Origin of the sequence: Rhodococcus sp. NPDC060086, assembly GCF_042730275.1 — a bacterium.
GTDB lineage: Bacteria > Actinomycetota > Actinomycetes > Mycobacteriales > Mycobacteriaceae > Rhodococcus.
The window spans coordinates 1-17827 of record NZ_JBHWWZ010000075.1 but is presented as its reverse complement, the minus strand read 5'-3'; the positions used below and the strand labels follow the sequence as shown (position 1 = coordinate 17827).

The window sequence follows — 17827 nt, the reverse complement described above, 5'->3', positions numbered from 1 at the left end:
GAGCGTAAGACGTGTGCTTGCATGCGCGGACCCGGTGAAGCAGGAACCCGCTGAACAGACCGCACCATGTGGTGAGGCTGCGTAGGAATCCTCCGCGTTCACGCGAGGGAGGAAGTCAAAAATCCGCATTCGGCTGGAGCTTCAACGACTACGGGCCCGCGTATACCGGTATTCGCTCTGTCGACGGGGATGGAGAGGTCGGCGGACTGACGACTCTGCGCGCACCGGGCACCGCCGGGCCTCTGGTGCTGCTGTACTCCGACGACCTCGACGCCTCCGTCGGTACGGTCGAGCGCGCAGGAGGCACTATTTCGTCGGGGCCGTACGACTTTCCCGGCGGACGCCGGTTCACCTTTCTCGATCCGAGCGGGAACGAACTGGGTGTGTGGTCCGAAACCTGACGGCGCCCACCCGACCGTAAGGTGAGGCCCGAAGGGAGGTGTCGTGCGCATTGCTGCGGGATGGTGGGTTGCGGTCGCAGCGGCCGTGTTGTCGGCGTGCGGGCAGCCCGATCGACAGGAGGAGGCCCACGCCCTCGAGCGCGCTGTCACAGCGATGCCCGGTGTCGAGGACGTCGACGTGCTGTACTCCAACAACTTCACCCAGGGTTCGAAACTCGACATCGATGTCATCGCAACCGAAGCCGATATCGCGCAGGTCGCCGACATCGCTGCACGCATCGAAGAGATCAAGGACGGTCATTTCGACGGATACGACCAATCGGCGACCTTCGTCGTCGCAGACGGAGTGGTCCTTGAACGGCACGGCACGCTCGAGCCCGATCCGATTGAGGACGACACTCGTGCCGCACGGAACATCGCCGACGACATCCCCGGCTCGGAGGTGTTCTGGACGCAGCATGAACGCGACGGTCACAGCACGGTGCGGTTCGAAAACGCACCCGCCGCGGCCGCGTTGGACGCGGTGCGTTCGTACATACCCGCAGACGATGTGCTCGTCACCGTCCGGAAGTTCGAGGGCGAACCGCAGTGGAGAGTGTCGATGCCCCTCGGTGAAGGCGAAGCGCGGACGATCCGGCACTCGCTCGCAGGGTCGCCGCTGAACACGCTGGCGGTATCCGTCACGCGTGGGCACGTGTCCGGCCTGACGGTTGCCGTCGAGGACGAAGCGCACGCCGCAGTACATCTCGAAGCAGTCCTCGCGCTGTTCGAGCCGACGGAAGACCATCCGCTGATGTTGGAGTGGAAGGGGACAGACAGGGGAGCCGACCGGAAGTTCAGTGGCAGCGTCCACGTCGCAGGGTGCACATATGCGCCGAATCTGGCGGAGTCCGAACCCGAGCGCTTCTACACAGAAGAGGCCTTGGCACTCCGCGATCGCTTGCGGGCACAGTACGACACCTGCGAGTAAGCGTCAGGCAGTGGGCCCGACCCACCGCGCGATGCCGGCCTTCGACAGTTGCGGAATCTGTTCGGCGGACCAAGGGCTGATCAGCCACGGTACGGTCGCCGCGGTCTCGAGGTCGGTCCACGAGACCCACTCCCACTCCATCACCTCGGACGGATCGGGATCCAGATCGGATGCGGCGCGCGCGCAGAACACGGGACAGACCTCGTTCTCGACAGTCCCGTCGGCGGCTGTCGCGCGGTACCGGAATCGTGGCAGCACACACGTGACGTCGTCGACGACCAGTCCCAGCTCTTGCTCGACGCGACGACGCACGGCGTCTTCGGGAGTTTCGTCCGGGCCGGGATGACCGCAGCACGCATTGGTCCACACTCCGGGCCACGTGATCTTGCTCAAGGCTCGTCGCGTGGTGAGGACTCGGCCCGCGCCATCGAACACATAGCAGGAGAACGCCAGGTGGAGCGGCGTGTCTGCGTGATGGACGGTAGCTTTCGGGGCTGTACCGATGGGTCGCTCGTGCTCGTCGAGTAGAACCACGAGTTCCTCGTGGGCAAGGGCTGTCATCTGGTGGATCTCCGTCATGCTGCTCGGGGTGTCGTGCGGTGTCCGGCACTCGCCGGATCGAGCCTACCCGTGTGCCGTGATCCGCCACTTCTGCGATGTGTCCGACCGGGCCGATCGGCCTATCTGGTCCCGGCACCGGACGGTCAGGTACATCACCGCACTCCGGGCGGTCCGCCTGGCGGCCGGGTACAGCCGGTTCTTCTGGCTCGTCGACCTGTACGCCGCTCGGGGGCACAGTCGACGCGGGTTCGCTGCATCGGTATCTTGCGTCCGCCGGGCTGCTCCCGGAATCCGAATCCGACGCGGTGTCATCCCGCATTTCACTGAGGAGAACCATGGCTGTGGAAGTCCAGCAGGTTGGCGAAGTCACCGAGGAGATCGTTGCCGCCTTCGCGCGTCTCGTTCCCCAACTGTCCCGCTCCGCCGCACCGGTGACGGTCGAGACGCTCAGCACCGTCGTCGGTTGCCCGACGAACACGCTCTTCGTTGCCCGGCTGGACGGCCGCGTCGTCGGCACTCTGACCCTGGTTGTCTTCCCCATCCCGACCGGAGTCCGCGCCTGGATCGAGGACGTGGTGGTGGACGCCGAAGCGCGGGGGCAGCAGGCCGGCGCTGCGCTGACGCTCGCCGCGATGGACCGGGCAACCGAACTCGGCGCCCGGACGGTCGACCTGACCTCGCGGGCGTCGCGGGAGGCGGCCAATCGCCTCTACCGCAAGCTCGGCTTCGAGGAGCGAGATTCCAACCTCCTCCGGTACACCCCGAGCGACCGCGTCTGATCACATACCGGGCGGCCTGCTGCCCACCAGGGCGGCGGAATGCAGACCCTCCGAGCCACGGAGTCGGCCCTTCTCGGCGTTCGAGGTGGTGCCGCTCTTGACGGCGCGTTCGGAGGTCTCGTACCCGGGGGCTGGAGGTGTTGTATCTCGCACCGGTTCGGCACTGCGACCGCGCCGAACCAGGTCTACGCTCGGGCATGGTAGCTGCCGCAGATGTCACCCACCGAATCGGTGCCGCAAGATGCCACCTCCGACATAGCCGGGACGTGATCTCATGAGCAACACTGCACCGACCGACCAGTCCACACACATCGTGACGGCCCGCTACGAGGGTCGGGACCTCGACGTATCCGGTCCGTACCGGATCTACCCGTCCGGCTTGTGGTACTTCCGCACCGACAACTCCGACCCCGCGCCGACATGGATTCCGGCGGGTCATCTCACGGAGCGGGCCCGAAGAGATATATACACGGATCGCGGCGATCGAAGTCTGGTCGGTGCCGTCACACATCCTTTGCTCGCCACCGGATTCGGGTTCGCCATCGCAACAGCGACGTGGCTGATGTCCGTCTTCGAGTCCTACTTCGCCCCTGTGAGCCCTCGACCGTTCAGGTGAAAGTGTCCGCCTCGGTTGTCCCCGAGACGGTTTCTCCGGACCTGTTATCGCAAGTTGACGACGTCGAGGGCCTGTGTGAGGTCGGCGATGAGGTCGTCCGCGTCCTCGAGCCCGACCGACAGTCGGATCATCGAACCGGTGATTCCGCGCCGTTGCCGTTCCTCGGGTGAGAGGTCGTAGTGGGTTGTGGTCACCGGCTGCGTGACCAGGCTTTCGACACCGCCGAGGCTCGGTGCCAACGCGAACAGGCCCAATCCGTCGACCACCCGCACCGTCGTCTCCGCGTCGCCGGCGATCTCGATCGTCACGATGCCGCCGAAGCCCTTCATCTGCTTCACCGCGAGCGCGTGCCCGGGGAAGCTCGGCAGACCCGGATACAGCACGCGCGCGACCCGAGGATCGGCCTCCATCGCTTCCGCGACCGCCTGCGCATTCGCGTTGTGCTGCTTGACGCGGACGATGAGCGTGCGCAGACTGCGCGACAACAACGCCGCCGGTTCCGGTGCGATGCACGACCCGAAACTTTTGCGCCACGGCTTCAACGGTTCGATCAATTCGGCCGCGCCGAGCACGAACCCGGCAGTCACATCCGAATGTCCACCGAGATACTTGGTGGCCGAGTACGAGACGAGATCGGCGCCGAGAGTGAGGGGACGCTGATTGACGGGCGAAGCAAACGTGTTGTCGACCGCCACGAGAGCACCGTGACGGTGTGCGATGTCGGCGATCGCAGCCACGTCGTAGATGCCGAGCGCGGGATTCGTGGGTGTTTCGAAGAACACCAGCTTCACCCCGCCACGGAGCACCTCGTCCAGGCGGTCGACTTCGTCGTCGAGCAGGAACGTGGTGGCGATACCCAATTGGGACAGCTGGTTGGTGAGCAGTTCCATGGTGCCGCCGTACGCGTCGCCGACGCACACGACGCCCTCCCGTCCGTAGTGCGCGAAGAGCGAGGTCTCCGCGGCCATACCCGAGCAGAACGCCAATGCGCTCTCGGCGCCTTCGATCGACGTCATCGTCTCTTCGAGTGCGAAGATCGTCGGATTGAGCCCGTAACGGGTGTAGAGCGGACCGTTCCGGCGTCCATCGGCGACCTCGAGCAGCGCCGCGGTGTTCTCGAACGCGAAGGTGGTCGTGTTGTAGATCGGAAGGTGCGGCGCGCCGTAGGCATCGGCGATGGTGGCGCCGTGGATGGCCTGCGTCGACTGACCTGCTGATTCGTGCTTCACGCCAGAGCTCCGTTCACGGGTGCATTCGAGTGGACGTCCACGAGTATCGCGTGGGCGGCTGTGCCGATCGAATGCGGCTGTGCCGAGCGAATGCAGCTGTGCCGCGCGAATACCTCGTGCCCGGGCACGCGATCCCCTGACGGACTGCGATCGGTGTCGTAGCGTCGAGGTCACACCGTTTCGGCACGGTGATCGACGCGAGGGCGGTGCCGGATACGTACTCGAGCTGTGCAGCCCAGGAGGCACGATATGAGTCACGACAGTTTCAGCACACGAGACACACTCACCGTCGGGAACACCGACTACCGGATCAATCGCATCGACAAGGTGCCGGGCTCGGAGCGTCTGCCGTACAGCCTCAAGGTGTTGCTCGAGAATCTGCTGCGCACCGAGGACGGCAGGCTCGTCACCCGCGAGCAGATCGAAGCGGTCGCGGGATGGGATCCGGCCTCGACACACAATCCTGAAATCCAGTTCTCGCCGGCGCGCGTACTCATGCAGGATTTCACCGGGGTGCCGTGCGTCGTGGACCTCGTCGCGATGCGCGATGCCATGACCACCCGCGGCGGCGACGCCACCCGCATCAATCCGCTGATCCCCACAGAACTCGTCATCGACCACTCGGTGATCGCCGACGTATTCGGCACCGAAGACGCATTTCGCATCAATACCGACCTCGAATTCTCACGTAACCGCGAACGCTACGAACTGTTGCGGTGGGCGCAGGGAGCATTCGACGACTTCAAGGTGGTCCCGCCCGGCACCGGCATCTGCCACCAGGTCAATCTGGAATATCTCGGTCGGGTCGTCTTCACCCGCGAGACCGAGGACGGGGAAACGCTGGCCTACCCGGATTCGCTCGTCGGAACCGATTCCCACACCCCGATGATCAACGGCCTCGGTGTCGTCGGGTGGGGTGTCGGCGGAATCGAAGCCGAGGCCGCGATGCTCGGCCAGCCCGCCTCGATGCTGATCCCACAGGTCGTGGGATTCAAGCTCAACGGAGAGTTGAGGGAGGGCACCACCGCCACCGACCTCGTGCTCACCGTCGCCGAAATGCTGCGCAAGACCGGGGTGGTGGGCAAATTCGTCGAATTCTTCGGACCCGGCGTGGCGAACGTGCCGCTCGCGAACCGTGCCACGATCGGCAATATGAGTCCCGAATACGGCTCGACCATCTCCATCTTCCCGATCGACGACATCACCCTCGACTACATGCGTCTCACCGGACGGTCCGACGATCAGGTGCGTCTCGTCGAGGCGTACGCCAAGGCTCAGGGGTTGTGGCACGATCCTGACCGCGAACCCGCGTACAGCCAGGTCGTGGAGCTCGACCTGTCGACGGTGCGCCCCTCGATCGCCGGACCGAAACGGCCGCAGGATCGCATTCCGGTGGCGTTCGCTCCGAAGGCAGTCGGAGCGCTGCTCTCAGGTGCTGATGTTCCCGGTGTCGTCGCTCAGGTGCAGGAGGGAGGCCTCGACGAGGGATCGATGGAGTCGTTCCCCGCGAGCGACCCCGTCGCGATCTTCGGGAAGGACACGAGCGCGCCCCCGCGTAACCCGCTGCCCGACGATCTTGCGGCAGTGGATCCGCCGTCGCACAGGGTTCCCGTGCGCGTCGGCGACGGGCCGGAGTTCGAGCTCGACCACGGTCACGTCGTCATCGCCGCGATCACCTCGTGCACCAACACGTCGAACCCGTCCGTGATGATCGGTGCGGGCCTACTCGCGAAGAACGCCGTCGAGAAGGGTTTACGCAGCAAACCGTGGGTGAAGACGACTCTCGCACCCGGATCGAGGATCGTCACCGATTACTACGAACGAGCCGGCCTGACGCCGTACCTCGAAAAGCTCGGTTTCAACCTCGTGGGATACGGATGCACCACGTGCATCGGCAACTCCGGCCCCCTGCTCGACGAGATCGCCACAGCCGTCGACGAAGAGGACCTCAACGTGTCGGCGGTGTTGTCGGGCAACCGCAACTTCGAAGGCCGGATCCATCCGCAGACGAAGATGAACTTCCTTGCCTCGCCGCCGCTGGTGATCACCTATGCGCTGGCAGGGTCGATGCTCGTCGACATATTCGAGGACGAACTCGGTACCGACACCGACGGCAATCCGGTGTTCCTGCGCGATATCTGGCCGTCCACCGAGGAGATCCAGGCCGTCATCGACGAGTGCGTGCGTTCGGAGATGTTCGAATCCGGATACGCCGACGTCTATCACGGCGACGACACGTGGCGGAACCTCGACGTCCCCACCGGTGAGGTGTTCGAGTGGAAGGACGACTCGACCTATGTGCGGCGTCCACCGTACTTCGACGGGATGACAGCAGAACCCGAGCCACTGCGCGACATCGCAGGCGCACGAGCGCTGGCCCTCCTCGGCGATTCGGTCACCACCGATCACATCTCCCCGGCCGGGTCGATCCGCCGTGACAGCCCCGCCGGACGCTATCTGGAGGAGCACGGCGTCGATCCGGCGGACTTCAACTCGTACGGATCGCGGCGCGGCAACCACGAGGTGATGATCCGTGGCACCTTCGCCAATATTCGGCTGCGCAACCAACTGGTTCCCGACGTCGAAGGAGGAGTCACCCGGTACCTTCCCACCGGGGAACAGATGGACATCTACGACGCCGCGCAGAAATACGCGCACGACGGCACGCCCCTGGTCGTGCTGGCCGGCGCCGAGTACGGGTCGGGGTCGTCGCGTGACTGGGCGGCCAAGGGCACTCTGCTGTTGGGAGTGCGCGCGGTGATCGCGCAGTCGTACGAACGCATCCACCGGTCTAATCTCATCGGAATGGGTGTGCTGCCACTGCAATTCCCCGACGGTGCATCGGCCGAGAGCCTGGGGCTGACGGGGGAGGAAGAGTACGCGATCACCGGGCTGGCCGACGCCGACGCGGTACCCGAGACCGTGCACGTGCGTGCCGGGGACATCGAGTTCGATGCGAAGGTACGAATCGATACCCCGGCAGAGGCGGAGTACTTCCGACACGGAGGGATCCTGAAGTACGTGCTCCGTCAGCTCGCCGGTGCCTGAGCTGATCGACTCGGATACGAGACGATCAGGCCGCTGCTTGGATCGGCATCGTGATACGCATGGCGATCACACCCGCGCCGATCAGTCCCGCGACGGCAAGAGCACTGCTGATCAAGAACGGGTCTGCTCCCGTAAGAGCCGCAGAGAAGCCGACGCCGATATAAATGGTGATGCCCGTCGACCCGCCGAGTTGGTCTGCCGCACGCTGGACTCCGGAAGCAGTACCGGCGTCCTCCTCGGTCACCCCGGTGACCGCCGCGTACTGGAGTCCGACAAGGCCGAAGGCCATCCCGGCGGCGATGAGGACCATGGCTGGAACCATCGCCGGAGCAGGTGCCTCGAGCTGAGCTGAGATCGCGATCGCGACCATCCCGAGAGCGGTGAAGCCGATCCCTGCGACTGCGCAGAACCGCGCACCCCATCGCCCGAGGAACTGCGGAACAATCGTCACCGCCGCAACCAGCGCGACCGCCAGCGGCACGAGTGTCAAGCCCGTGATCAGCGGACTCAGCCCCAGTCGGTTCTGCAGATAGAACGTGAACAGCAGGAACGACGTGGACAACGCAGCGCTGAGCAGAGCAGTCGCAAGATTGGCCATCACCCGTGACCGATTGCGGAAGTACTTCAGCGGCACCAGCGGGTTCGCAGCACGCCGCTCGACTGCGACAAACAAGATGGCTGCGACCACAGACCCGACCAACACCGCCGCGGCCGCCCACCGGGGAATGCCGTCGACCTCTCCCAGTTCGACGATGCCGAACACGAACAGGAGCGGTGCCGCGGTCAGCAGCAGCGAGCCCGGGAGATCGAGCGTGATGCGCTTTCTCGGACGGTCGGCCGGCACGAGAATGCTCGTGGCGATGAGCACGAACACGATGAACGGCACCGATACGAGGAAGATCCAGCGCCACCCCAGCAACTCGGTGATGACTCCGGAGAGGATGAATCCGAGCACTAGGCCGCAGCTGGCCACGGCCGCCCAGACGCTCAGCGCCCGTGAGCGGCCGTGGCCTTCGGGGAACAGAAGCACGATAACGGCCATCGCGGCAGGCAGCGCGAGTGCCTCTCCGGCGCCTTGGAGCAGCCTTGCTGCCACCAGGAGGTGGAATGTCGGGGCGAGCCCTGCCATCAGTGAGGCCAGGCCGAACACTGTCGTACCGGTAAGCAGGAGCCGCCGCTGACCGAGCATGTCGCCGAGCCGGCCACCGAGCATCAGCAGTCCGCCACCGGTGATCGTGTACCCCACGACGACCCATGTGAGTTGTCGGGCGTCAGCCCCGAACTCGGCTCCAATGGACGGCAGGGCGACGTTGACCACGGTCACGTCGACCGCGATCAGGAATTGCAGCATGGACAGGCAGGCAAGCGTGACCCATGCTCGTCCCGGCGCGTCGACGCGCCGGGAAGGAATAGTGGTGGGAAACAAGTCGTGCTCCATCGTTCAGAAGTCGAACTCCGGGCAGCACCTCTAGCCGCTCCGGACTGGCCGTGGAGCGACGAAGCATCAGAAGAGTGAAGAGATGAGTGCTCCGCCGCTAGCGGAGCGTCCTCGTCACGGCGGCCGCAGCCGCTGCAGAAGCAGACATGGACATCACGGTACCGGATCTGTCGCGGTGTCAGCGCATCGCTGAGCGCGTTCAGGCCAGGGATGGCTCAATGTCTGTGCGAGGAGTCCAGCGTTGTGAGCCTTCCGCTTCTGCTGAGCAAGTACCGCTGTCGAAACATGCCTCAGCACGTGCTCCATCAGCTCGCCGCACAACTGGACCCGTTAGTGTCGGGGACACCCCGTCGCATGAGGAGTGGTGTGCCCGTGAAATTTTCCGTCGTCGACCTCGGAACTGTCTCACCCGGCACCACCGAAACCGACGCCCTCGCCGACTCACTGGCCACCGCCCGTCATGCCGATGCCCTCGGGTTCCACCGAATCTGGTTCGCAGAACACCATCTGAGCCGTAGCGGCGCCTCACACCATCCCGAATTACTCATTGCCGCAGCGATACCGCAGACCCGTGGCATCCGCCTCGGATCAGGCGCGGTGCTCATGAACCACTACAGTCCGTTCAAGGTCGCGGAGATGTTCAAGCAGCTCGAGGCGATGGCCCCCGGTCGGATCGATCTGGGGATGGGGCGGGCGACCGCCGGGCCGGTGATAGATCTTGCGTTGCAACGAGACCGGAGTCGCCGCAGCCAAGCAGACCATGGGCAGCAGATCTCCGAGACTCTGGCGTGGTTGTACGACGCGTTTCCCGACGACCATCCGTTCGCCGGGCATCGACTGATGCCGGGTGTTCCGGAGGTGCCGCAGACCTGGCTGCTGGGGTCGAGCCCGAACGGCTCGGCCCTCGCAGCCGGTCTCGGGATCGGATACACGTTCGCCGGTTTCATCAATCCACCGGCAGCTGCGCCGGCGTTACGTCACTACCGCGAAACGTTCCGCCCGCAGGGATTCGGGCTCGACGCACCACGGGGGATCCTCGCGGTCAACGTGACGGTCGGCGACACGAGGGACGAGGGCCTGCATCTGGTGAATTCCGCTAAGGGCTTCTACGCACGACTCGGTCGTGCGGGACGCGGAGCCGGTCAGGTCACCGTGCCCTCACCCGACGAAGCGGCGCGGGAGATGACCGACGACCAGCGGAACGAGCCGACAGCGATCGTCGACGGGAGCTGGCCGCGCTTCGTCGCAGGCGGTCCGGACGACGTGCGCGCGACACTGGAACGCATGCTCGAGGAAAGTGGCGCCGACGAGTTGATGGTGCAGGATCTGATCGCTGATCCTGGCGCGCGGCGACATTCTCATCGTCTGCTGGCTGAGATGTTCGGTGTGCCTCCGCGACCCGCTGAGTGTCGGCGTCCGGCCACCCGTACGGGATGAGGTCCTCGTAGTCGTGCCCGTGTCCGACCGGGGGTGAAGACGTCGATCAGCCGGGAGCTGCGCCCACCGCTCGGCACACCGTTGATGAGCGGGTCACCAGCCGCCGCCGCGACGGCGAGCCCCGCCGGCGCGATCATGTGCGCTGCCGGAACCGGAATGCGCAGCCGTGCGCTGTGGAAGGCCGCACACCCGCGGGCGACGCGACGCAGGCCACGTCCGATCAGCAGGACAACGGCGAAGAGCGCGATACTGACCGGCCCGGTGCGAGCAGATAGTCTCGGGAACATGACGCGACGAGTGAGTGTGTGGGGCGGCGGATTCTGGCTGAGCGGGAAGACCAGGGAGGCCGCACTCGATGCAGCGCGGGAACTCGACGAGCTGGGTTATTCGAGGTTGTGGACGTCGGGCGGATTCGGTGACGGGGTGCCTCCGATATACGGCGAGGTTCTCGCCGCGACACCGAGGCTGGGTGTCGCGAGTGGAATCGTCAGTATCTGGCACGCGGAGCCGGCCGACGCGGCGAAGACCGTCGACCGATTCGAGCGTGAACATCCCGGCCGATTCCTGCTCGGCCTGGGCGCGAGCCACGCACAGGTCGTCGACGCGGCCGAAGCGGGCCGGTACACCAAGCCCTACAGTCGCATGGTCGAGTACCTCGACGCGTTGGATGCGACCGACAGCCCGGTTCCCGCGGAGCGTCTCGCGCTGGCGGCGCTCGGCCCCCGCATGCTGACCCTGTCGGCCGAGCGGACCGCGGGCGCGCATCCGTATTTCGCTCCTGCCGAACACACCGCCCAGGCCCGGGAAATCCTCGGCGACGGTCCGCTTCTTGCGCCCGAAGTCGCTGTGGTGCTCGACGAGGACGAAGACACCGCCCGCGGAATCGCTCAGGAATACATGCGGGGGTACCTGTCGCTTCCGAACTACTCCAACAATCTCCTGCGTCTCGGCTACACCGAGGACGATGTCGCAGGAGCGGGCAGCGACCGGTTGCGTGAGGCGCTGATTCCGTCGGGCAACATCGAACGCGTCGTCGCGGGGATCGAACGGCACTACGAGGCCGGCGCCGACGAGGTCCCCATCCAGGTGCTGACAGCCGACCAGATGACTTTCCCCGCCGAGGCATACCGGGAACTCGCGGCAGCACTCATCGGCTGACTGTGAGGATGGATTCACCACCAACCGCGTGAATGCCGGCACGTTCGGCAGCTGCCGGTGGTGGGCTGAAGTCGATGGACTGCGTGCGTGACCCTTCGGCTGACTGGCCTCGTGCCTTTCTGTGGACTTGTCCGCTCGTGGTCTGTCGGCCCCGGCCCGGTGGAGCGACTGGCCTGATCAGGAGCTTGACCGGTGGTGTTCACAGCACCACCGTGTCCCGTCACAGTCCTGCCGAGACTCCCATCCGGACCGGACCCTTCGTCCCAACCGGAGCTAATGGAGGAACGCATGACCATTCTGACTGATGTCGTCGACGTCGTCATCGGCGTCGACACGCACGTCGACACCCATACCGCTGCGGCGGTCGCCGCCGGTACCGGCGCTGTTCTCGGACAGATCACCGTGACGACCACTGTCGATGGCTACCAGGATTTGGTGGACTTCGCCGACGAGCACAGCGCATTGCGAGTGTGGGCGATCGAGGGCACCGGCGGGCACGGTGCCGGCCTGACCCGCCTGCTCGAACGCCGTGAGGAACTCGTCGTCGAACTCGACCGTCCCGAGCGTGCTCAGCGTCGCCACGGCGCCAAGTCCGACCCTCTCGACGCGGTCCGTGCGGCACGGGAAGCATTGTCCCGCAAGGATGGCGGCACGCCACGATCAGGTGGTGACCGTCAAGCACTATCGGTACTGCTGGCTGCGCGCCGGTCCGCCGTCGATGCCTCGACGGTCGCGCAACGGCAGTTGTTCAGCCTCGTCATCGCCGCCCCCGAGGTACTGCGCGACACGCTCCGCGGACACAAATTACCCGAGATGATCCGTCGGGCCGCCACCGTGCGCCTACGCAAGGACTGGGACACCGAAACCACCACCACGGCGACCGTGTTGAAGACACTCGCCCGTCGTGCCCGCACTCTGCAGGCCGAAGCGGGCGACCTCGAAAAGCAGATCCTGGTCATCGTGCGGCGGTGGCGGCCGGACCTGCTCGCCCAGCTCGGCGTCGGGCCGATCGTGGCCGCCACGGTTTTGTGCGCGTGGTCGCACCCCGGCCGTATCCGGTCCGAAGCGGCGTTCGCGATGCTCGCTGGCGTCGCGCCGATTCCGGCGAACAGTGGTCAGGTCACCACACGTTATCGGCTCAACCGGCACGGCGACCGGCAGCTCAACCGGGCCCTGCACACCGTCGTGCTGTCCCGGCAACGATACGACGACGCGACCAAGGCATATACGGCCCGACGAACCGCCGAAGGAAAGACGTCCCGCGAGACCACACGCTGCCTCAAGCGATACATCGCCCGCGACTTCTACCGGCTACTCGAACACCCTCAGACCGCTTGACATCCATAGGAGCGTCCGCAGCTAGAAGGGACGGCGATCGTGTACCGCCTACGGGTGGGTTCATGAATTGGCGAAACGCCCGGGATCCCCGGCCCATAGCAGTGGTCTATATCACACTTGCGCCGTACTCTGGGTCCATGAAGCACATCACCACTGGTCCACGCGATTTGACGGTCGATGTGGGGGACACCATCGAACTGCACCTGCCGGAGAACACCTCCCGCGACTACTGCTGGTCGACGACACGGATCGGAAAGGGACTCCACCTGCGCGACATCAGGTTCGTCCCCTCGAACAATCCGTTGCCCGGCGCCGCCAGCGAACGTGTGTTCTACCTCCGTGCGAAGCGGCCGGGGACGTGGCCGCTGTCGCTGCGGATGCGTCGGCACCTGGACCTGTCCGCGGCGTTCGCAGACATGACCGTGACGGTGACCTGAGATTTCGCACATGGCGGTCGACGCACACGCCCTCCTCGACGTAGCGCTCGCAGAGGCCGAGGCAGGACTCTCCGAAGGCGGCATACCGATCGGAGCCGCACTGTTCGCCGCCGACGGCACGCTTCTCGGCCGGGGGCGCAACAGGCGTGTCCAGGACGACGATCCGACGATCCACGCAGAGACAGCGGCGTTCCGGGCGGCCGGTCGGCGCCGTGACTACACGTCGACGATCATGGTGACCACGCTGTCACCGTGCTGGTACTGCAGCGGCCTCGTCCGCCAGTTCGGCATCGGGTCCGTCATCATCGGGGAGGCGGTCACGTTCTACGGTGGCCACGATTGGCTCGCCGACAACGGGATATCGGTGACGGTGCTCGACGACCCACGATGTGTCGCGCTGATGACCCGGTTCATCGACGATTCACCACAACTGTGGGATGAGGATATCGGCATCGCGCCGGCATCCGATCACCTACGCTGAACCCGAGACAACGTGGCTGGGGGAGTTTTGTCGTCGGTGAATCGGCCGTGTGACACCGTGTGGGTGAGTGTCGCGGCACTCGTGTTGGTCTCCTGCGGCACACCGAGCGAGCGCACAGACCATCTGCCGGCCGACCAGCTGGTGTTGAGTGTCGGTTCCAGCGGCCACGGGTGGTCACCGTTCGCGGTCCAGGCGATTCACTCACCGGTGATCTCGGTCTACGGCGACGGCCGTGTGGTCTTCACCGAGAGAACCGAACGCGACACGATGGCCCCGCCGGAATACCTGGTGGTACAGGCGGATCCCGACGACGTCGCCCGATTTGCAGACGAAGTCGAGCAGCGACACCTCATCGATCTGGGCACCGATGTCGGAAGTCCCGGCGTGACCGATCAGGCGACGACCACCGTCACCTTCCACGGACGTGGCGATGCCTCCGAATTGCGTGTCTACGCGTTCGGCACGCGGTTCGAGCAGGATCTACCGACGATCGCACTCGAGAATCGTGAAGCATTGCGCGAGGTGATCTCGGACGCCAGGGAACTGGCCGAGGGCGACGCCGAACCTTTTGTGCCGGATGCCGTGCACATCTATGAACTGACGGCCGGGACCGCCCCGGACGACGATGTTCCGTTGTGGCCCGGCCCCGATCCCGCGACGTTCACGACAGACGACCCCGGGTTGCCCGGGGTGATCACCGGGGATGCCGCCGCTCTCGTCTACACCGCAGCGCGAGAGAATCCGGACGCGCGATGGCTCGTCGACGACGACGTGATGCGGCTCGTCGTCGACCCCGTCCCGTGACGATCGCCCGGTCGGAAGGATCTGGAGCCAGTCAGGCCCTAAAGCCAAGCGAAGGACCCCGGAGTCAGCGCAACGCGGCCGGAGCGTCCAGATCGGGAGCCGAGTATGTGTCGCATGCGGCGACCTGGCCGGTGTTGTATCCCGCAATGAACCACTTCTGCCGTTGCTCGGACGAACCGTGGGTCCACGCTTCCGGATTGACACGGCCGGTCGCGGCGGACTGGATCCGGTCGTCGCCTACGGCCGACGCGGCGGAGAGAGCGTCGCGGATATCGGTCTCGCTCAGCGGCGTGAGGAACGGTACGCCGGTGTTCGGGTCGGGCAACGTGTCCGCATAGTGCGCCCATACTCCGGCGTAGCAATCGGCCTGGAGTTCGGTGCGCACCGCGCCCGACTCGGGTCCGTGGGGATCGGACTGCGCGCGGCCGAGGTCACCGAGCTGGTTCTGCAGGTGGTGACCCACCTCGTGCGCAACCACGTATTCCTGGGCGAGGGGCCCGGCGCTCGAACCGAACCGGGTTACGAGCTGCTCGAAGAAACTGGTGTCGAAATATGCGGTCTGATCTGCGGGGCAGTAGAAGGGGCCGATGTCACTGGTCGCGTTACCGCAGCCGGTCGAAGTCGCTGAACTGAACAGCTCGACTTCCGGTAGCTGGTATGCGACACCGGTTTGTCTGACGAGTTCCTGCTTCCACACGGTGTCGAGAGATTCGACTGTGAAGGCGACTCGGCAGTCGACATCGGTGTTGGCGTCGGCCCCGGTTTCGCATCCTTCGAGTGTTCCGCCGGTGTTGTACTGCGCAGAGTTGTCAGGGGCGCCGGAACCGAGGAGTGATGACGGGTCGCCGCCCAGCAGGAGGGCAAGAATCAGGACGATCAGGCCACCGGCGCCACCACCGAGCGCGATCTTGCCGCCACGTCCCCCGCCGCCGACACGGACTCTGGTCGCATCCCTACGTGCGCCCTCGTTGAACGTCATCGCATCCGCCTTGTCGTCGAGTCGATCGAGCCGGACAAGTTTGGCACGGCCGATTCGGCACGTGTGTGCTCGGGCAGTTCGTGTCTTTCGTAGGATTGCAGCGACGAACCCCGTCGATGATCGTTTCGAAAGGAATTCCGTGCTGCGCACCCATCTCGCCGGCTCGTTGCGAGCCGAGCACGCCGAGCAGACCGTCACCCTCACCGGTTGGGTTGCCCGGCGCCGCGACCACGGCGGGGTCATCTTCATCGACCTGCGCGACGCCTCCGGCGTGTCCCAGGTGGTGTTCCGTGACGCAGAGGTGCTCGAGCAGGCGCACAAGCTGCGCGCCGAATACTGCGTGAAGGTCACCGGCGCCGTCGAGGTCCGGCCCGAGGGAAATCAGAACTTCGAGATCCCGACGGGGGCCGTGGAGGTCAACGCCACTGAACTCGAGGTGCTGGGCGAAGCGGCGCCGCTGCCGTTCCAGCTCGACGACCAGGCAGGCGAAGAGGCTCGGCTGAAGTACCGCTACCTGGACCTGCGACGGGAAGGGCCGGGCAAGGCCATCCGGCTTCGCAGCAAGGTCAACGCCGCGGCGCGCTCGGTGCTCGCTCATCACGAGTTCGTCGAGGTCGAGACTCCGACGCTGACTCGTTCGACTCCAGAGGGCGCTCGCGACTTCCTGGTGCCTGCCCGTCTGCAGCCCGGCAACTTCTATGCGCTGCCGCAGTCGCCGCAGCTGTTCAAGCAGCTGCTCATGGCAGGCGGTATCGAACGGTACTACCAGATCGCACGTTGCTACCGCGACGAGGATTTCCGCGCCGATCGGCAGCCGGAGTTCACCCAGCTCGACATCGAGATGGCGTTCGTGAACCAGGACGATGTGATCCTGCTCGCCGAAGAGGTGCTGCATTCGCTGTGGCGTCTGGTCGGATACGAGCTCGAGACGCCGATCCCGCGCATGACCTATGCCGACGCCATGCGACGTTTCGGCAGCGACAAGCCCGACCTGCGCTTCGACATCGAACTCGTCGAGTGCAAGGACTTCTTCAAGGACACCACCTTCCGCGTCTTCCAGGCGGAGTACGTCGGCGCGGTCGTCATGCCCGGTGGCGGCTCGCAGCCGCGTCGCCAGCTCGACGCTTGGCAGGAATGGGCCAAGCAGCGCGGCGCCAAGGGCCTCGCTTACGTGCTGGTGGGGGAGGACGGCGAGCTCACCGGTCCCGTCGCGAAGAACCTCACCGACACCGAGCGGGCCGGGTTGGCCGCGCATGTGGGAGCCGAGCCCGGCGACTGCATCTTCTTCGCTGCAGGTGCGACGAAGCCGATGCGTGCCCTGCTGGGTGCAGCGCGCGGCGAGATCGCCCGCAAGCTCGACCTCATCGACCCGAATGCGTGGGCGTTCGTGTGGATCGTCGACGCCCCGATGTTCGAGCCTGCTGCCGATGCGACCGCGTCCGGCGACGTGGCTCTCGGTTCGTCGGCGTGGACGGCTGTGCACCATGCGTTCACCTCGCCCAAACCCGAGTTCCTCGACACGTTCGACACCGATCCGGGCTCTGCGCTGGCCTATGCCTACGACATCGTCTGCAACGGCAACGAGATCGGTGGCGGCTCGATCCGTATCCACCGGCCCGATCTTCAGGAACGTGTGTTCAAGGTGATGGGCATTCCTGCGGACGAAGCGAACGAGAAGTTCGGCTTCCTGCTCGAGGCATTCAAGTATGGTGCGCCGCCGCACGGCGGTATCGCGTTCGGCTGGGACCGGATCACCGCGTTGCTCGCGGGTGTCGACTCGATCCGCGAGGTCATTGCATTCCCCAAGTCGGGTGGGGGAGTCGACCCGCTCACCGACGCGCCCGGCCCGATCAGCGAGGCGCAGCGGAAGGAGTCCGGCATGGACTTCGAGCCCGAGGACGTGAAGGACGTGGCGCCGGCCGCGCAGTAGGTCCAATACCACCGGCGGGGCGCGTTCACCTACCACGTCGACGCCGAGAGCGGCCAGGTCGACATGGCCGAGGTCGAGCGGCTCGCCAAGGAGTCCCGCCCGAAGCTGATCGTGGCCGGCTGGTCGGCCTACCCGCGCCAGCTGGACTTCGCCGCCTTCCGCCGCATCGCGGACGAGGTCGGCGCGTACCTGATGGTGGACATGGCGCACTTCGCCGGGCT

At 65.6% G+C, this 17827-nt stretch carries 16 protein-coding genes and 1 pseudogene; 13 read left to right on the top strand and 4 right to left on the bottom strand.

All coding sequences use genetic code 11. From position 1 onward, the window contains the following. Positions 1-77: 77 nt before the first annotated feature. Together ACFWB0_RS24475 and ACFWB0_RS24470 are read left to right on the top strand one after the other, a co-directional pair. Positions 78-401 (top strand): VOC family protein, encoded by a 324-nt coding sequence (locus ACFWB0_RS24475; RefSeq protein ID WP_378492991.1) that lies wholly within the window; start codon positions 78-80, stop codon positions 399-401. Positions 402-444: 43 nt separating this feature from the next. Next, positions 445-1371 (top strand): hypothetical protein, encoded by a 927-nt coding sequence (locus ACFWB0_RS24470; protein WP_378492989.1) that lies wholly within the window; start codon positions 445-447, stop codon positions 1369-1371. 3 nt (positions 1372-1374) lie between these two features. On the opposite strand, the gene idi is transcribed toward ACFWB0_RS24470, so the two are convergent. Beyond that, positions 1375-1950: an isopentenyl-diphosphate Delta-isomerase gene (gene idi, locus ACFWB0_RS24465; protein ID WP_378492988.1), complete on the bottom strand. Its 576-nt coding sequence runs from the start codon at positions 1948-1950 to the stop codon at positions 1375-1377. A 317-nt stretch (positions 1951-2267) separates the two neighbouring features. On the opposite strand from idi, the gene ACFWB0_RS24460 reads away from it, so the two are divergent. Both ACFWB0_RS24460 and ACFWB0_RS24455 read left to right on the top strand, forming a co-directional pair. Next, positions 2268-2711, top strand: a complete 444-nt coding sequence (locus tag ACFWB0_RS24460) for a GNAT family N-acetyltransferase (protein ID WP_378492987.1) — start codon at positions 2268-2270, stop codon at positions 2709-2711. A 274-nt stretch (positions 2712-2985) separates the two neighbouring features. Beyond that, positions 2986-3327, top strand: a complete 342-nt coding sequence (locus ACFWB0_RS24455; protein ID WP_378492986.1) for a hypothetical protein — start codon at positions 2986-2988, stop codon at positions 3325-3327. A gap of 44 nt (positions 3328-3371) precedes the next feature. Here ACFWB0_RS24455 and ACFWB0_RS24450 read toward each other — a convergent pair whose 3' ends face one another. Then, complete coding sequence (locus ACFWB0_RS24450; RefSeq protein WP_378492985.1) at positions 3372-4556, bottom strand: trans-sulfuration enzyme family protein; 1185 nt, start codon at positions 4554-4556, stop codon at positions 3372-3374. A 249-nt stretch (positions 4557-4805) separates the two neighbouring features. On the opposite strand from ACFWB0_RS24450, the gene ACFWB0_RS24445 reads away from it, so the two are divergent. Then, positions 4806-7604, top strand: a complete 2799-nt coding sequence (locus ACFWB0_RS24445; protein ID WP_378492984.1) for an aconitate hydratase — start codon at positions 4806-4808, stop codon at positions 7602-7604. Positions 7605-7629: 25 nt separating this feature from the next. On the opposite strand, the gene ACFWB0_RS24440 is transcribed toward ACFWB0_RS24445, so the two are convergent. After that, entirely contained in the window at positions 7630-9030 is a 1401-nt protein-coding gene (locus ACFWB0_RS24440) for an MFS transporter (RefSeq protein WP_378492983.1), read from the bottom strand. Between the two features lie 384 nt (positions 9031-9414). On the opposite strand from ACFWB0_RS24440, the gene ACFWB0_RS24435 reads away from it, so the two are divergent. The 6 genes from ACFWB0_RS24435 (at position 9415) to ACFWB0_RS24410 (ending at position 14697) form a co-directional block, all read left to right on the top strand. Continuing rightward, positions 9415-10479: an MsnO8 family LLM class oxidoreductase gene (locus ACFWB0_RS24435; RefSeq protein WP_378492982.1), complete on the top strand. Its 1065-nt coding sequence runs from the start codon at positions 9415-9417 to the stop codon at positions 10477-10479. A gap of 297 nt (positions 10480-10776) precedes the next feature. Beyond that, positions 10777-11637: a TIGR03620 family F420-dependent LLM class oxidoreductase gene (locus tag ACFWB0_RS24430; protein ID WP_378492990.1), complete on the top strand. Its 861-nt coding sequence runs from the start codon at positions 10777-10779 to the stop codon at positions 11635-11637. Between the two features lie 288 nt (positions 11638-11925). Next, on the top strand, positions 11926-12975 hold the full coding sequence (locus ACFWB0_RS24425) for an IS110 family transposase (protein ID WP_378492981.1): 1050 nt from the start codon (positions 11926-11928) through the stop codon (positions 12973-12975). Between the two features lie 137 nt (positions 12976-13112). Then, a complete protein-coding gene (locus tag ACFWB0_RS24420) occupies positions 13113-13412 on the top strand; it encodes a protease inhibitor I42 family protein (RefSeq protein WP_378492980.1) in 300 nt (99 codons plus the stop codon). Between the two features lie 10 nt (positions 13413-13422). After that, positions 13423-13893 (top strand): nucleoside deaminase, encoded by a 471-nt coding sequence (locus ACFWB0_RS24415; protein ID WP_378492979.1) that lies wholly within the window; start codon positions 13423-13425, stop codon positions 13891-13893. A gap of 63 nt (positions 13894-13956) precedes the next feature. Further along, positions 13957-14697 (top strand): hypothetical protein, encoded by a 741-nt coding sequence (locus tag ACFWB0_RS24410; RefSeq protein WP_378492978.1) that lies wholly within the window; start codon positions 13957-13959, stop codon positions 14695-14697. A 64-nt stretch (positions 14698-14761) separates the two neighbouring features. On the opposite strand, the gene ACFWB0_RS24405 is transcribed toward ACFWB0_RS24410, so the two are convergent. Next, a complete protein-coding gene (locus tag ACFWB0_RS24405) occupies positions 14762-15676 on the bottom strand; it encodes a neutral zinc metallopeptidase (RefSeq protein ID WP_378492977.1) in 915 nt (304 codons plus the stop codon). 139 nt (positions 15677-15815) lie between these two features. On the opposite strand from ACFWB0_RS24405, the gene aspS reads away from it, so the two are divergent. Then, positions 15816-17606 (top strand): aspartate--tRNA ligase, encoded by a 1791-nt coding sequence (aspS, locus tag ACFWB0_RS24400; protein ID WP_378492976.1) that lies wholly within the window; start codon positions 15816-15818, stop codon positions 17604-17606. Between the two features lie 30 nt (positions 17607-17636). Next, positions 17637-17827: pseudogene (locus ACFWB0_RS24395) on the top strand (serine hydroxymethyltransferase); the annotation flags it as partial.

Excerpts from the sequence above, each read along its gene's own strand:
- idi (WP_378492988.1), bottom strand. The coding sequence starts at position 1,950 with ATGACGGAGATCCACCAGATGACAGCCCTTGCCCACGAGGAACTCGTG.
- ACFWB0_RS24460 (WP_378492987.1), top strand. The coding sequence starts at position 2,268 with ATGGCTGTGGAAGTCCAGCAGGTTGGCGAAGTCACCGAGGAGATCGTT.
- ACFWB0_RS24455 (WP_378492986.1), top strand. The coding sequence starts at position 2,986 with ATGAGCAACACTGCACCGACCGACCAGTCCACACACATCGTGACGGCC.
- ACFWB0_RS24445 (WP_378492984.1), top strand. The coding sequence starts at position 4,806 with ATGAGTCACGACAGTTTCAGCACACGAGACACACTCACCGTCGGGAAC.
- ACFWB0_RS24425 (WP_378492981.1), top strand. The coding sequence starts at position 11,926 with ATGACCATTCTGACTGATGTCGTCGACGTCGTCATCGGCGTCGACACG.
- ACFWB0_RS24420 (WP_378492980.1), top strand. The coding sequence starts at position 13,113 with ATGAAGCACATCACCACTGGTCCACGCGATTTGACGGTCGATGTGGGG.
- ACFWB0_RS24415 (WP_378492979.1), top strand. The coding sequence starts at position 13,423 with ATGGCGGTCGACGCACACGCCCTCCTCGACGTAGCGCTCGCAGAGGCC.
- ACFWB0_RS24405 (WP_378492977.1), bottom strand. The coding sequence starts at position 15,676 with ATGACGTTCAACGAGGGCGCACGTAGGGATGCGACCAGAGTCCGTGTC.